The 13,536-nt window shown below is 68.0% G+C and carries 12 protein-coding genes and 1 tRNA gene; 3 read left to right on the forward strand and 10 right to left on the reverse strand.

The window, feature by feature from the left end:
* The first annotated feature begins 43 nt into the window (after nucleotides 1-43).
* Complete coding sequence (locus tag AC1M2K_RS02485) at nucleotides 44-823, forward strand: IclR family transcriptional regulator (protein WP_480239697.1); 780 nt, start codon at nucleotides 44-46, stop codon at nucleotides 821-823.
* A 53-nt stretch (nucleotides 824-876) separates the two neighbouring features.
* On the opposite strand, the gene AC1M2K_RS02490 is transcribed toward AC1M2K_RS02485, so the two are convergent.
* From AC1M2K_RS02490 to topA, 5 genes are all read right to left on the reverse strand, one after another.
* Nucleotides 877-952 (reverse strand) — tRNA-Thr (locus AC1M2K_RS02490).
* Nucleotides 953-1,021: 69 nt separating this feature from the next.
* Nucleotides 1,022-2,584 (reverse strand): alpha/beta hydrolase, encoded by a 1,563-nt coding sequence (locus AC1M2K_RS02495; protein ID WP_480239698.1) that lies wholly within the window; start codon nucleotides 2,582-2,584, stop codon nucleotides 1,022-1,024.
* A gap of 63 nt (nucleotides 2,585-2,647) precedes the next feature.
* Nucleotides 2,648-3,790, reverse strand: a complete 1,143-nt coding sequence (locus AC1M2K_RS02500; RefSeq protein WP_480239699.1) for a DNA polymerase III subunit delta' — start codon at nucleotides 3,788-3,790, stop codon at nucleotides 2,648-2,650.
* A gap of 66 nt (nucleotides 3,791-3,856) precedes the next feature.
* Nucleotides 3,857-4,492 carry a dTMP kinase gene (tmk, locus tag AC1M2K_RS02505; protein ID WP_480237841.1) on the reverse strand — a complete coding sequence of 212 codons (636 nt, stop codon included), beginning with the start codon at nucleotides 4,490-4,492 and terminating at the stop codon, nucleotides 3,857-3,859.
* Entirely contained in the window at nucleotides 4,492-7,350 is a 2,859-nt protein-coding gene (gene topA / locus AC1M2K_RS02510) for a type I DNA topoisomerase (protein ID WP_480239700.1), read from the reverse strand. The genes tmk and topA overlap by 1 nt, the downstream gene beginning before the upstream one ends.
* A gap of 120 nt (nucleotides 7,351-7,470) precedes the next feature.
* On the opposite strand from topA, the gene AC1M2K_RS02515 reads away from it, so the two are divergent.
* Nucleotides 7,471-7,713: a hypothetical protein gene (locus AC1M2K_RS02515; protein WP_480237843.1), complete on the forward strand. Its 243-nt coding sequence runs from the start codon at nucleotides 7,471-7,473 to the stop codon at nucleotides 7,711-7,713.
* 171 nt (nucleotides 7,714-7,884) lie between these two features.
* Here the strand turns inward: AC1M2K_RS02515 and AC1M2K_RS02520 are convergent, their stop codons facing one another.
* The 5 genes from AC1M2K_RS02520 to AC1M2K_RS02540 form a co-directional block, all read right to left on the reverse strand.
* Nucleotides 7,885-8,253 carry an Rv3654c family TadE-like protein gene (locus AC1M2K_RS02520; RefSeq protein WP_480239701.1) on the reverse strand — a complete coding sequence of 123 codons (369 nt, stop codon included), beginning with the start codon at nucleotides 8,251-8,253 and terminating at the stop codon, nucleotides 7,885-7,887.
* A complete protein-coding gene (locus tag AC1M2K_RS02525; RefSeq protein ID WP_480239702.1) occupies nucleotides 8,253-8,681 on the reverse strand; it encodes a TadE family type IV pilus minor pilin in 429 nt (142 codons plus the stop codon). The genes AC1M2K_RS02520 and AC1M2K_RS02525 overlap by 1 nt, the downstream gene beginning before the upstream one ends.
* A gap of 2 nt (nucleotides 8,682-8,683) precedes the next feature.
* A complete protein-coding gene (locus AC1M2K_RS02530; RefSeq protein ID WP_480237846.1) occupies nucleotides 8,684-8,881 on the reverse strand; it encodes a DUF4244 domain-containing protein in 198 nt (65 codons plus the stop codon).
* Between the two features lie 107 nt (nucleotides 8,882-8,988).
* Nucleotides 8,989-9,993 carry a type II secretion system F family protein gene (locus AC1M2K_RS02535; protein ID WP_480239703.1) on the reverse strand — a complete coding sequence of 335 codons (1,005 nt, stop codon included), beginning with the start codon at nucleotides 9,991-9,993 and terminating at the stop codon, nucleotides 8,989-8,991.
* Nucleotides 9,990-11,093, reverse strand: a complete 1,104-nt coding sequence (locus AC1M2K_RS02540; protein WP_480239704.1) for a TadA family conjugal transfer-associated ATPase — start codon at nucleotides 11,091-11,093, stop codon at nucleotides 9,990-9,992. Before AC1M2K_RS02540 ends, AC1M2K_RS02535 begins: the two co-directional genes overlap by 4 nt.
* Before the next feature lie 413 nt (nucleotides 11,094-11,506).
* Between AC1M2K_RS02540 and acs the strand changes: the two genes are divergently transcribed.
* Nucleotides 11,507-13,483, forward strand: a complete 1,977-nt coding sequence (gene acs / locus AC1M2K_RS02545) for an acetate--CoA ligase (RefSeq protein WP_480239705.1) — start codon at nucleotides 11,507-11,509, stop codon at nucleotides 13,481-13,483.
* Nucleotides 13,484-13,536 lie beyond the last annotated feature (53 nt).

Consider the following 13,536-nt stretch of genomic DNA (forward strand, 5'->3'; position numbering starts at 1 on the left):
TTTTGGGAAGACTTCGAGGAACGATGAGCCATAGGATCAAGCCATGAAGGAACAACCCCTCCTCGTGCTGGGGAAGATCGCCGCGATTCTCGACGCGTTCACGCTCGTCGAGCCCGTTCGGTCGGTAGCGGAGATCCGCGCGATCACCGGGCTGCCGACATCCACCACACACAGGCTTGTCGCGAACCTCGTCGACAACGGATTTTTGGATCGCACCGGTGACCAGTACCGGATCGGCGCGCGGATGGCCTACTGGGCCGGGCCGGCGGCGCGCAGCCGCGATCTCACCGAGATCCTCACCCCCCAGCTGAACGCCCTGCGTGATGAGACCGGCGAGACGGCGTGCTTCTTCCGGGCGGAACAGGGCACTCGCGTCTGCATCGGTCTCGCCGAGACCCGTCACGGCCTCAAGCAGGAGATGTACGTGGGCCGCCTGCAGCCGCTTCACGTAGGAAGCTCAGGCCGGGTCATCCTGGCCTGGAACGACGACCTTCTCGAAGAGGTCGCATCGGGGCCGCTCCCCCAGATGACCGGTGTGACCATTACCGATCCGGCCGTCCTGCGCCAGGTCGTCGCCGAAACACGGACGGCGGGGTACGCGATCACCGTCGGCGAGCGACTCGAGTCGGCGTCAGGCCTGGCCGCCCCGGTCTTCGACCCGCACGAAACCCTGGTGGGTGCTCTCACCGTGATGGGGCCGACGCTGCGGATGCCGCGCGAAGTCTGCGAGGGAATGGTCGACGCCGTCGTCACTGCAGCGGACGGCCTCACGGCTGCCCTCGGGGGCCGCAAGCCGTCAACGCCCGGCCTCGCCACCGTCTAGCGACGTCAGCACGCCGCAGGAACCACAAAACCCCCTCCGGGGAGGGGGTTTGATGGAGCCGCCTGTGGGAATCGAACCCACGACCTTTTCATTACGAGTGAAACGCTCTGCCGACTGAGCTAAGGCGGCGCGTGATTCGCTGCTGCCCTGGGGCTGCTGCGACGCACAGCTATCGATCTTACCCGAGGTTCGGAGTGGTTACGAACACTCCGGATCCGCGTCCGGCACGGTGCCGTTGATGAGGTAATCGTCGACCACGTCGTTCACGCAATCGCTGCCCTTGTTGTAGCCGGTGTGACCTTCGCCCTCGTAGGTGACGAGCACGCCGCTCTCCAGCTGGTCGGCGAGCGCTTCGGCCCAGATGTACGGTGTCGCCGGGTCGTTGGTCGTCCCGATCACAAGGATCGGCGCGGCGCCTTCGGCGTGGATCTCGTCGCGTTCGGCGCCGTCCGTGTACGGCCAGTTGGAGCATCCGATATCGCCGTAGCTGAAGTACGGCCCGATCACCGGTGCGGCCTCTGCCAGTTGTTCGGCCTCGGCGGCCATCCGCGCCGGGTCGTCGTCGTAGGTGTAGTCGAGGCAGTTGTATGCGTTGAACGCCTCGGTCGAATTGTCGGCGTACGTGCCGTCTTCGTTGCGGCCGTTGTAGGCGTCTGCGAACGACAGCGCGTACTCGGCGTTGCCGTTCATCACGTCGGCGAGCATCTCGCTGAGCAGCGGCCAGCCCTGATCCGGCGAGTACAGCGGGTAGATGATGGCGGTGAGCAGGGTGTTTGCGCCCAGCTGGCGGCCGTCTCCGCTCGTGATCGGTGTCGCCCCCACGGATGCCAGCAGGTCACCGATCGTCGTCAGCGCCTTCTCCGTGCTGCCGGTGAAGGGGCAGTCGCTCGCGCCCATGCAGTCGTCGAGGTAGGCGCTCAGGGCGCTCTCGAATCCCTTCGCCTGTGTCTCGTTGACCTCGTAGTTGCTCGACGACGGATCGATGGCGCCGTCAAGGACGAGCCGGCCCGTCTTCTCCGGGTAGAGCTCGGCGTATGTCGCACCGAGGAAGGTTCCGTACGAGTAGCCCAAATAGTTGAGTTTCTTGTCGCCGAGGACCGCACGGAGCAGGTCGAGGTCACGGGCTGCGCTCACCGTGTCGACGAATTCGAGGGCGTCGCCGGTGTTCTCGGCGCACGCCGCGCCGAAGTTCTTTGCGCTCGCGGTCACCTCGGCGATCCATTCGTCGCTGCCCCGCTCACCGTCGGCGATGCCGTAGAGGTACTCGTCCATCTCCTCGGGCTCGAGGCATTCGGCGGGGGTCGACCGGCTGACACCTCGAGGGTCGAAGCCGACGACGTCGAAGTTGTCCTGCAGCCGCGCGTCGGTCGCGTAGTCGACCGATTGCGACACGAACTCGAACCCGGAGGCGCCCGGGCCGCCGGGGTTGACCAGGAGGGACCCGATCGGATTTCCGCCTGCAGGCTTTCGCACCAGTTCCAGCTCGATCTCGCCGGCTTCCGGGTTCTCCCAGTCCATCGGTGCTGTGGCAGTCGCGCACTGCATCCCGTTCTCGCAGCCCGACCAGTCGAGCTGCTGCTCGTAGAACGGGCGGAGGTTCTCGGCCACGTCCTCGCCGGTCGGCGTGGACGTCGCAGCGGTCCCGTTCGCGGGCGGGAAGAACGCGGTGACGCATCCGGTGAGGGTGAGTGCCAGCCCGGCGGACAGCGCGAGAAGGGCCATCCGGGTGCGTCGACGGATGGTCGTGGTCTGGCTGGTCACGGAATAGTCTCCACTGCGTGGTCGGGGCTCGGTGGTGTGCGGCGTCGGCCTACGGCCATTAGATCATCTGATGGCTGTGACAAGCATGGATTCGAGGGCCAGCGCCGGAGCGACGTTCCCTTCGATGCGCTGGCGGGCCTCCTGGATGGCATCCATCGTCGCCATCGTCTCGGCCGGGGTGCTTGCCTCGCCCGCTGCCGTGAGCTGGGCCTGCAGTTCCCGGTTGATGATGGTCTCCGTGCGGCCGAGCTGCAGCATGATGATGTCGCGGTAGAGCGAGAGCAGGTCGACGAGGATGCGGTCGAGTCCGTCGCGGAGGCTGCGGGTGGCTCGCCGCTTCTGGTCCTCTTCGAGGGTGCGGATCTGTGAGCGCAGCGCAGGCGGGAGGTTCTGACCCGGCTCGACCCCGAGCGAACGCAGCGCGTGTTCGCGCTCCTCGGCATCGCGTTGTTCGGTGAAGGCCTTGCCGTCGTCTGTGGCGATGGCAAGCATCCGGGCCGCTGCGAGCACAGCGTCTGAGACGGAGTGGATGCCGAGGGCGGCGGTGAGCGTTTCGTCGCGCCTGGCGCGCGCGCCGGCATCCGTCGCCAGGCGGTGGGCCATGCCGACGTGGGACTGGGCCTGTCGCGCCGCCCGTTCGGCGAGTTCGAGGTCGACACCGTCGCGGCGGACGATGAGGTCGGCGACCTCGGCGATGTCGGGGACGCGCAGGCGGATGGCGCGCACGCGCGACCTGATCGTCGGGATGAGGTCGGCCTCGCTGGGGGCGCAGAGCACCCACACGGTGCGCTCCGGCGGCTCCTCGAGGGCCTTCAGCAGCACGTTGGACGTGCGCTCGACCATCCGGTCCGCGTCTTCGATGACGATGACCCGGTAGCGGCCGACGGACGGGGCGAAGTACGAGCTGCGGACGAGTTCACGCACCTCGTCGATCTTGATGATGACGTTGGACGTGGCGAGAACCGTGAGATCCGGGTGGGTACGGGCGGCGACCTGCGCGGCCGTCGCCGGATCGCCGTCGGGTTCGCGGCTGAGAAGGGCCGCGGCGAAGGCGTAGGCGAGGTTCGAACGCCCCGAGCCGGGCGGGCCGGTGATGAGCCAGGCGTGGGTCATCGCGCCGTGCGCGTCTGAACCACGATCGGCGGCGGCGTCGCGCAGCAGCGAGACAGCGTCTGCCTGCCCGATGACGTCATCCCAGGTGGCCATGTCCTCCAGCCTACCCGTGGCCTCCGACGTCGATCGCGCCATCGGATCCGACCGGTGCCGAACCGGTCAGAGCAGGGTCGAGACCCGCGACCGGATGCTGTCGGCCAGCGTCGCGACGGCATCCGTGGCATCCAGAACGAGGAAGCGTGCGGGGTCGGCGGCCGCGAGCTCGAGGTAGACCTCCCGAACCCGTCGATGGAACGAGGCGGCCTCGTTCTCGAGCCGGTCGAACCGCGTGCGCGCCGAGTCCAGCCGCAACCGGGCGGCGTCCTCGTCGAGGTCGAGCAGGATCGTCAGGTCGGGCATCAACCCGCCGGTGGCCCACATCGAGAGGTCGCGTACTTCGTCGATGCCGAGGTCGCGTCCTGCGCCCTGATAGGCGATGGAGGAGTCGATGAACCTGTCCTGGATGACGACATCCCCACGTTCGAGCGCCGGGCGCACCTTGGTGCTGATGTGGTGCGCACGGTCGGCCGCGTAGAGGAGCGCCTCGGCCCGCGGGGCGATCTCGCCGCGGTGGTGCAGCACGATCTCGCGGATCTCGATTCCGACGTCAGTGCCACCCGGTTCTCGGGTGCGCACGACCTCGCGGCCCTGCTCCCTCAGCCAGGTCTCCAGTTCGGCGGCCTGGGTCGACTTGCCCGAGCCGTCACCACCCTCGAGGGTGATGAACAGCCCGGGGTACGAATCCGTCGTGCCCATTACTCGGCCGGTGCGGGTTTCGCTGCCGGCTTCCGAGCGGCGGGTTTCTTGGCCGTTGCGGTGGACGCCCCGGTCCTCGAGGTCGCCGCGGCCTTCTTGGCGGCGGCAGCGGTCGGCTTCTTGGCAGCTGCCGGCTTCTTCGCCGCGGGCTTCTTGGCCGGCGCCTTCTTCCGCGGAGCGGCAGGGCCCTTGGCGCGCTTGTCGGCGAGCAGTTGCACTGCCCGGTCGAAGTCGACCTCTTCGACCGACTCGGCCTTCGGGATCGTCGCGTTCGTGACGCCGTCTGTGACGTACGGGCCGAAGCGCCCGTCCTTCACCTTGATCGGCTTTCCGCTGACCGGGTCGGCCTCGAATTCCTTCAGCGCGCTTGAGGCACGGCGGTTGCCGTACTTCGGCTGCGCGAAGATCTCGAGAGCTCCGGGCAGTTCGATGTCGAAGATCTGGTCTTCGTTCTCGAGCGACCGGGAATCGGTGCCCTTCTTCAGGTACGGTCCGAACCGGCCGTTCTGCGCGGTGATCTCCTCACCGGTCTCCGGGTCGGCGCCGACGACGCGTGGGAGCGAGAGCAGCTTGAGCGCAGTGTCGAGGTCGATCTGGTCGAGTGACATCGACTTGAAGAGGGATGCCGTGCGCGGCTTGACCACTGCGGCCTTCTTCTTCGCCGGCGCTTTCTTCTTCGGGGCATCCGTCACTTCGCCCGTGGCGAGGTCGACGGCGGACTCTTCGACGACCTCGGGTTCGAGCTCGGTCACATAGGGGCCGAACCGGCCGTCCTTCGCGACGATCTCCTTGCCGTTCTCGGGGTTCAACCCGATGACACGGTCGGTGAGCACTGGGGCATCGATGAGCTCCTGCGCCTTGGCGAGGGTGAGTTCGTCAGGTGCCAGGTCTTCGGGGATGTTGATCCGGCGCGGGGTGGCCGGTTCGCCGTCCGCCTGGGCCGGTGCGTCGGCATCCGTCACCTCGAGGTATGGACCGTACTTGCCGATGCGGATGGTGATCGCGTCGGAGAGGCGCAGCGAGTTGATCTCGCGGGCGTCGATGTCGCCGAGGTTGTCGACGACGGTGCGGAGGCCCCTGTGCTGGTCGCTGCCGTAATAGAAGGAGCGAAGCCATTCGGTGCGGTCCTGCTCGCCACCGGCGATCCGGTCGAGGTCTTCCTCCATCTCAGCGGTGAAGTCGTACTGGACGAGGTCGTTGAAGTGCTCCTCGAGCAGCCGGACGACGCTGAACGCGATCCACGACGGGATCAGCGCCTGGCCGCGCGCGGTGACGTACCCGCGGTCGGTGATCGTGGCGATGGTCTGCGCGTACGTCGACGGGCGACCGATACCCAGCTCTTCGAGCGTCTTGACGAGGCTCGCCTCCGTGTACCGAGGGGGCGGGGACGTCTCGTGGCCCTTGGCTTCGACGTCGGTGAGCTGCAGCTTCTGACCCTGGGTCAACGGCGGCAGCTTCGCTTCACGGGCGGCGTTGTCGCTCGCGTTGCGTTCCTCGTCGTGGCCCTCTTCGTAGGCGTGCAGGAATCCGCGGAAGGTGATGACCGTTCCGGATGCCGTCAGTTCGGCGAGCTTGCCGTCGGCCTGCGCCTCGATGGTCACCGTAGCGGTCTGGCCCTTGGCGTCTGCCATCTGGCTGGCGACGGTGCGCTTCCAGATCAGGTCGTACAGCTTGAAGTCGTTGCCGCGGAGGCTGCCGGAGAGCGACGAAGGGGTGCGGAAGGTGTCGCCGGACGGGCGGATGGCCTCGTGGGCCTCCTGCGCGCTCTTGTTCTTGCCGGCGTAGAGACGGGGCTTGTCCGGGATGGTCTCGGCGCCGTAGAGCGCAGTGGCCTGCGCCCGGGCGGCGTTGATCGCCTGGCTCGAGAGCGAGGGCGAGTCGGTACGCATATAGGTGATGTACCCGTTCTCGTAGAGAGACTGGGCGACGCTCATCGTCTGCCTGGCCGAGAAGCGCAGCTTGCGGGCCGCTTCCTGCTGCAGGGTCGACGTGGTGAACGGGGCTGCTGGACGACGCGAGTACGGCTTCGACTCCACCTTCGACACGACGGCGGATGCCGCGGGGTCGGCGAGCGCTGCGGCGATCGACCGTGCGCCCTGCTCATCGAGCGTGACGGCTTTGCCTGTCAGCTTTCCGGTGTCGTCGAAGTCGCGGCCGGTCGCGACGCGTTGGCCGTCGAGGCGCACGAGGCGGGCCTCGAAGTGGGTGGCGTCTGCGTCCGGCGCCGCCTGGGCGGTGAGATCCCAGTAGACGGCGGCGGTGAAGGCGAGGCGTTCCCGTTCGCGGTCGACGATGAGCCGGGTGGCTGCCGACTGGACGCGACCGGCCGAGAGGCTCGGTCCGACCTTGCGCCAGAGCACAGGGGAGATCTCGTACCCGTAGATACGGTCGAGGATGCGCCGGGTCTCCTGCGCGTCGACGAGGGCGACGTCGAGGTCGCGGGTGTTGTCCTTGGCGGCGAGGATGGCGTCTTTGGTGATCTCGTGGAACACCATGCGCTTGACGGGAACCTTCGGCTGGAGCACCTGGAGCAGGTGCCACGCGATGGCTTCACCTTCGCGGTCCTCATCAGTCGCGAGCAGGAGTTCGTCGGCGTTCTTGAGCGCTCGCTTGAGCTCCGCCACCGTCTTCTTCTTGTTGTCGGAGACCACGTAATAGGGCTCGAAGTCATTGTCGACGTCGACAGCGAACTTGCCGAGGGCGCCCTTCTTGAGTTCGGCCGGGAGGTTCTTGGGTTCGGCGAGGTCACGAATGTGTCCCACGGAACTCAGCACCTCGTAGCCGTCGCCGAGGTATCCGGCGATCGACTTCATTTTGGTCGGCGACTCAACAATGACCAGCTTGCGTGTTCCTGGCACCCGACTCCCTTCGTCGTGCACACCATACACACGTATTCCCGGTGTCCACCTAATCCGCCTGTGGCGTCACATCCGTCGTGGGCCCTTGATTAGACCGCAGGAAAGAGCAGAATGGGGGCTATGAGCGCATCAACGACGACGACCTACACAGCCAAGCTCACCGACGGGCCGCTGGAAGGCAAGACGATGTCGGCCGAGTTCCTCGAGTCGGGTGATCCGCGCCCCACCGTGGACGTCGCCGCGCAGGGCGGCAAGACCTATATCTATGCACGCGCTGCGGGGCAGGAGTTCGAGTCGGAGGATTCCGACCGTCCGAGCGCAGTGAATTACCGTTTCCTGACGACGAACTTCGACGAAGAGTAGCGCCGGGGCGGCACTCCCGTTGTGGGGGTCGTTGTCGCGCGCCGTTGTGGGGGTCGTTGTCGCGCGCAAGGAGGAGTGCTGCACCTGTGCATTCTGGTCCGGGCAGACGTTCGGCACACTCTGGTGCACGCTGCACGCTCTGGTGCGCGCGACGATGCCGCAACCGGAGCTTCACCGCGCCTCAGGCGGCGGCCCGGCGCGTGCCTCGACCGTGACGGTGGCCCCGAGCACGACCTTCGACGCCGTCACCCGCACCTCGAGTCCGTCCACCGCGCAGTCACCAAGTGAAGCTCCGTTGAGCCTGGCCGCCTCGGCCGCGTTCTCGCAGGGGTAGCCGGGCACAAGGCCGGATGCCGTGTCGGCTGCGGCCAGTGCCGCAGCGTCCGCTGCGTTCGCAGCGAGCTGCCGAGTGGTGAGGGCGGCGTTGAGCGGTAGCGCGATCCCGGTCAGCAACAGGACGGATGCCACGAGGGCGACGGCGAGGACGGAACCCGACCCGGATTCCGGGCCGCCAGAGCCAGAGCGGTCACGGTCTGCCATCAGAGCCCTCCGGCGAGCGCGCAGCCCGAGGCGCGCACTCGCAGTCCGGCGAGCGACGCCGGTCCGAAGCTCGCCGGCGCACTGAGCACGACGCACACGAAGTCGCCCTGGGTCGACGTGCTCATCTGCGCCGCCCCTGATACACGGTGTACACGGGCCGCGGCCACAGCGGCGGAGTCACCTCTGGCGAGCGTTCTGGCCGCGTCTGCCGCGGCATCCGTCAGCCGTACCTGCTGTGACGCGACCTGCACCGCGCCGAGACAGCACCCGAGCACGAGGATCACGACAGGGATCGCCACGGCGAATTCGGCAGCAGCGCTCCCCGACTCACCGGAGGGCCCTGCCCTCTCCCCTGCGCCACGCGGGAGTGCCCGGCGGCGGCCCGCCCGAACGGGACCGCCGCCGAACCCGATATGACTGACCGGCATGATCAGCCGTTGACCGTGAGTGCCCGGCGGATGAGATCGGTGAGGATCCCGCGGACTTCGTCTGAGCGCATGATGACGACGAGCAGCCCGGCGAAACCGACGGCGGCCATCGTCGCGATCGCATACTCCGCCGTCGCCGCTCCGGTCTCGTCTCCCAGCCGCCCGGCAACCCGTGCAGCCCTGTCCCGAATTCGCGCCATGTCTTCCTTCTTTCTGCATCGTGCGATGCGATTCCACTGGCGCGAGGACCTCCATCGTCGCGCGTCCGGCGCCCGGCGGAAGCGTGGCAGCGGATCGGTGGGAAACCTCACCCGATTCCCCGGACTGTGGAGGAGAGAACGCTCATCATCAGCGGTGCCACCCCGACGAGCATGAACGCCGGAAGGATGCACAGCCCGAGCGGAAGCATCAGCCCCGTGGCCAGCGCCGCCGCTGCCTGCTGGGCGGTGGATCGGGCATCCCGTCGAACCTGGTCCGCCTCCCCGCGCAGCAGGTCGGCTGCCGGCACCCCGGCCGCCCGCGATAGCGCGAGGACCCCGTCGATCGCCGCCCGGTCCGCGTGATCCGCTGAGAAGTCGGGCCGGAACGCGGCGAGCGCCGACTCGACCACCGCGATCGCCCGGTCGACGGATGCCCCGGACGACATCGCGATCGCCGTGAGGTCGATGGCCAGCCCCGGCGCGCTCGACCGGGGTGTCGAACGGCGCACCATCGCCGCCGACCAGCGCCACGCGAGGAGCATGAGCACCGCTGCGGCCACCAGGCAGACCGCACCGGGGACCGTGCCGACCAGGGTGCCGACGGTGTCGAAGCCGAGCAACAGGCCGAACAGCAGACCGACGAGCGGCAGGATCATCACCAGGCGCGACGTCGACCGAGGCCCGGCGAGGGCTGCCTCGATGTCCCGTTGCGACTGCCCGAGAGCGCGCTGGGACCTCGCGAGTTCGTGCAGGCATCCGGCGAGCGGCGCACCGGTCTCCATCGCGACGGACCACGCGGCGGCCACCGTGAGCCAGGCATCCGCCACCGGGGATGCCCTCGCGCGTTTTCCGGACCGCCGCCCCGCACCCTGCGCAGCCGCGGCGATCGCGGCCGCGACATCCGTGCCATCCGCGGCCGCCGCTGCGGCCTCCGCGACGACGCTGTCGACGACGATCGGCGGCTGCCGGCGCGACCTGGTGCGGGCTCCGGGGGCCGCAGCCAGGTATCCCCATGCCGCCGACGGCGAAACCCCTGCGGCGAGGAGCACGGCCAGTCGTTCGGTGACGGCTGCCACCCGTTCGATCGGCGGCGTGCGATCCCTCCCCGTCACGGGACGGGTCCTTCGGGGCTGATGCCGAGCCGTCCGTGCCCGTCGAGCTCGAACCGGCCCAGCTGCGCCAGCCGACGCACGCCGTCCTCCCGCTCCAGGTGCAGAACGAGGCCGATGGCGCTCACCGTCTGGCGTGCGACGGCGTCCGGGGTCATGCCCGCGAGCGCACCGAGCGCCTCGATCCGTGCCGGCACGTCGCGCAACGAGTTGGCGTGCAGCGTGCCGGCGCCGCCGTCGTGGCCGGTGTTGAGGGCAGCGAGCAGCTCCCTGACCTCCGCGCCGCGGCATTCCCCGACAACGAGCCGGTCCGGCCGCATCCGCAGCGCCTCCCGCAGCAGCCGCTCCAGGCCGATCGCCCCTGCACCCTCAAGGTTCGCCTGCCGGGACTCCAGCGAGACGAAATGGGGATGCTCCACGCCGAGTTCGGCGACATCCTCGATGGCCACGATCCGCTCCCTGTGTGGCGCTTCGGCGAGCAGCGCGCCGAGCAGAGTGGTCTTTCCTGATCCCCCCGCGCCGGTGACGAGGAGATTGGTGCGGTCCGCGACGGCGCGCAGAACCCGGGCGACCGCGACCGTGGGATCAGCGCCGAACATCCCCGATTCGGCGAGGTCGCCGAGTCGGAACCGCCGCACCTGCGGCACCCGGATGCTGAGCAGCGTTCCGCTCACCGACACCGGCGGAAGGACCGCGTGGACGCGAACCCCACCATGCAACCGGACGTCGACACACGGCGTCGCCTCATCGATGTGGCGACCGCCGAGGGCGATCAGCCGCACAGCGAGCTCGCGCAACGGTCGCTCCGCCATCGCCCACGCGGAGTCCCGCTCGAGTCCGTCGCCCCGGTCGACCCAGAGCCCTGTGTCGCCGTTGACGAAGAGGTCCGTCACGTCTGTGCCCACCAGGTATGGAGCGAGGGGGCCGAACTCGGCGGCGATTCGCATCCGGGCCAGCCTGGCGTCGGCAAGGTCGACAGCGGGTCCCGCACGGATGCCGTCGGACGCGGGCGAACCTGTTCCGGCGCCGGACCCGCGCTCCGGCCGCGCCGTCGCCGCTGAGGGGGCACCAAGCACAGGAGCCGCTACGAATCGATCGCTCATGCTGTGAAGGTACGCAGCCCGGGGTGATGCAGAACCGGCCGGACGGCATCCGTGGAGAACGCGTTTCGCGCGTCTCGCGGTGGAGGGATCGGCCGCGGGAAACCGGCCGGAAAATTAGAGGGCGACATCCATTGGGGGGAATGGATGCCGCCACACGCGACGCTCGATTGGGGGGAATCTGTACGTCGCACGCACGAATTAAGAATTCGGCCGAGCCCAAGTGTACGCGCAAACGACGTCGGCGCAACACCTGTGCAGCCCGGGCGAGTCCCCCAAACAGTGGACCGCCCGCAAACGCGCACTTTTAGCCGCGCACACCGCACAAAAGAGGGTGCGTCGATCGGAGTACAGTCTGTATGAGTCACACAGGGGTGACCCCGCGAACCGACCGCGAAGGAGCGAGAAGCCACAAGATGAACACTCAGATCGATAATCTCCTGCATGAACACCGCAAGTTTCCTCCGACACAGGAATTCGCCGCCGATGCGGTGGCGACCGCAGCGCTCTACGACGAGGCGAAGGCCGATCGACTGGGATTCTGGGCGCGCCAGGCGCGCGAGCTCCTGCACTGGGAGACTCCGTTCACCAACACCCTCGACTGGTCCAACCCTCCGTTCGCGAAGTGGTTCGACGACGGTCGCCTGAACGTCGCATACAACTGCCTCGACCGTCACGTCGAAGCAGGCAACGGCGACCGGGTGGCGTTGCACTGGGAGGGTGAGCAGGGCGACAGCAGGACCGTCACGTACGCAGAGCTGACCGAAGAGGTCAAGCGCGCCGCGAACGTGCTCTCCGGCCTCGGCATCGGGCAGGGCGACCGAGTCGCTATCTACCTGCCGATGATTCCCGAGGCGGTCGTGTCGATGCTCGCCGTCGCGCGCCTCGGTGCTGTGCACTCGGTCATCTTCGGAGGATTCAGCGCCGACAGCATCCGTTCGCGTGTCGACGACGCCAGCGCGAAACTCGTCATCACCGCAGACGGCGGGTGGCGCAAGGGCAAGGTCTCTGCGTTGAAGCCCGCAGTGGATGCCGCGCTCGGCGCCCGCGGAGACCTCGGTCCGCAGGACACCGTCACCAACGTGCTCGTCGTCAAGCGCGGCGAGAACGAGGTGGACTGGACCGACAAGGACCTGTGGTGGCACGAGGAGATGGCGAAGGCCAGCCCCGAGCACACCCCGGAGTCGTTCCCCGCAGAGAACCCGCTCTTCATCCTGTACACATCAGGCACCACCGGAAAGCCGAAGGGCATCCTGCACACGTCCGGCGGGTACCTGACGCAGAGCGCGTTCACCCACAAGTCGGTCTTCGACCTCAAGCCCGAGACGGATGTGTACTGGTGCACGGCGGATGTCGGCTGGGTCACCGGTCACAGCTACGTCGTCTACGGACCCCTCGCCAACGGTGCGACCCAGGTGCTCTACGAAGGCACCCCCGACACCCCGCACCCCGGCCGGTGGTGGGAGATCATCGAGAAGTACAAGGTGTCGATCTTCTACACGGCGCCCACCGCCATCCGTTCGTTCATGAAGCTGGGACGCAAGATCCCGAAGCAGTTCGACCTGTCGTCGATCCGCCTGCTCGGGTCGGTCGGCGAACCCATCAACCCCGAGGCGTGGATGTGGTACCGCAAGGTGATCGGCGCCAAGGTCGCCCCGATCGTCGACACCTGGTGGCAGACCGAGACCGGCGCCATCATGATCTCCGCACTCCCGGGCGTGACCCAGACGAAGCCGGGCAGCGCGCAGGTTCCGATCCCCGGTATCAGCATCGATGTGGTCGATGACGACGGCGAGCACGTCGGGTCAGGGAACGGCGGACTCCTCGTCGTGACCGAACCGTGGCCGTCGATGTTGCGCGGCATCTGGGGCGACCCGGAGCGATTCAAGGAGACGTACTGGGAGAAGTTCGGCGCCAAGAACCTCTACTTCGCCGGCGACGGTGCGCGTCTCGACCACGACGGCGACATCTGGCTGCTCGGCCGCGTCGACGACGTGATGAACATCTCGGGTCACCGCCTGTCGACCGCGGAGATCGAGTCCGCCCTCGTCGCGCATCCGTTCACGGCTGAGGCCGCTGTGGTCGGTGCGCACGACGACACCACCGGCCAGGCCGTCGTGGCTTTCGTGATCATCAAGGAGAGCATGCTCGAGGAGTCCTCTGCCGTGGAGGACATCGCAGCGGTGCTGAGGACGCACGTCGGCGAGCAGATCGGCCCCATCGCGCGTCCGCGTGACGTGTTCGTGGTCAACGAGCTGCCGAAGACCCGGTCGGGCAAGATCATGCGGCGTCTGCTGCGGGACGTCGCCGAGGGTCGCGAGGTCGGCGACACGACCACGCTCGCAGACACGACGGTGATGCAGATCATCACCGGGCAGGTGACGGCGAAGTAGCGCGGGCGAACGCGTCACAGGAGATCGCACGGTTAGCAGGACGAAAAGCTCGA

This window comes from Mycetocola sp. Y171 (assembly GCF_056713165.1).

Coding starts and splice junctions, on each gene's coding strand:
- AC1M2K_RS02485 (WP_480239697.1), top strand. CDS start 44: ATGAAGGAACAACCCCTCCTCGTGCTGGGGAAGATCGCCGCGATTCTC.
- AC1M2K_RS02500 (WP_480239699.1), bottom strand. CDS start 3,790: ATGGCCACCTGGGATGACGTCATCGGGCAGGCAGACGCTGTCTCGCTG.
- tmk (WP_480237841.1), bottom strand. CDS start 4,492: ATGGGCACGACGGATTCGTACCCCGGGCTGTTCATCACCCTCGAGGGT.
- AC1M2K_RS02515 (WP_480237843.1), top strand. CDS start 7,471: ATGAGCGCATCAACGACGACGACCTACACAGCCAAGCTCACCGACGGG.
- AC1M2K_RS02520 (WP_480239701.1), bottom strand. CDS start 8,253: ATGGCAGACCGTGACCGCTCTGGCTCTGGCGGCCCGGAATCCGGGTCG.
- AC1M2K_RS02525 (WP_480239702.1), bottom strand. CDS start 8,681: ATGCCGGTCAGTCATATCGGGTTCGGCGGCGGTCCCGTTCGGGCGGGC.
- AC1M2K_RS02530 (WP_480237846.1), bottom strand. CDS start 8,881: ATGGCGCGAATTCGGGACAGGGCTGCACGGGTTGCCGGGCGGCTGGGA.
- AC1M2K_RS02540 (WP_480239704.1), bottom strand. CDS start 11,093: ATGAGCGATCGATTCGTAGCGGCTCCTGTGCTTGGTGCCCCCTCAGCG.
- acs (WP_480239705.1), top strand. CDS start 11,507: ATGAACACTCAGATCGATAATCTCCTGCATGAACACCGCAAGTTTCCT.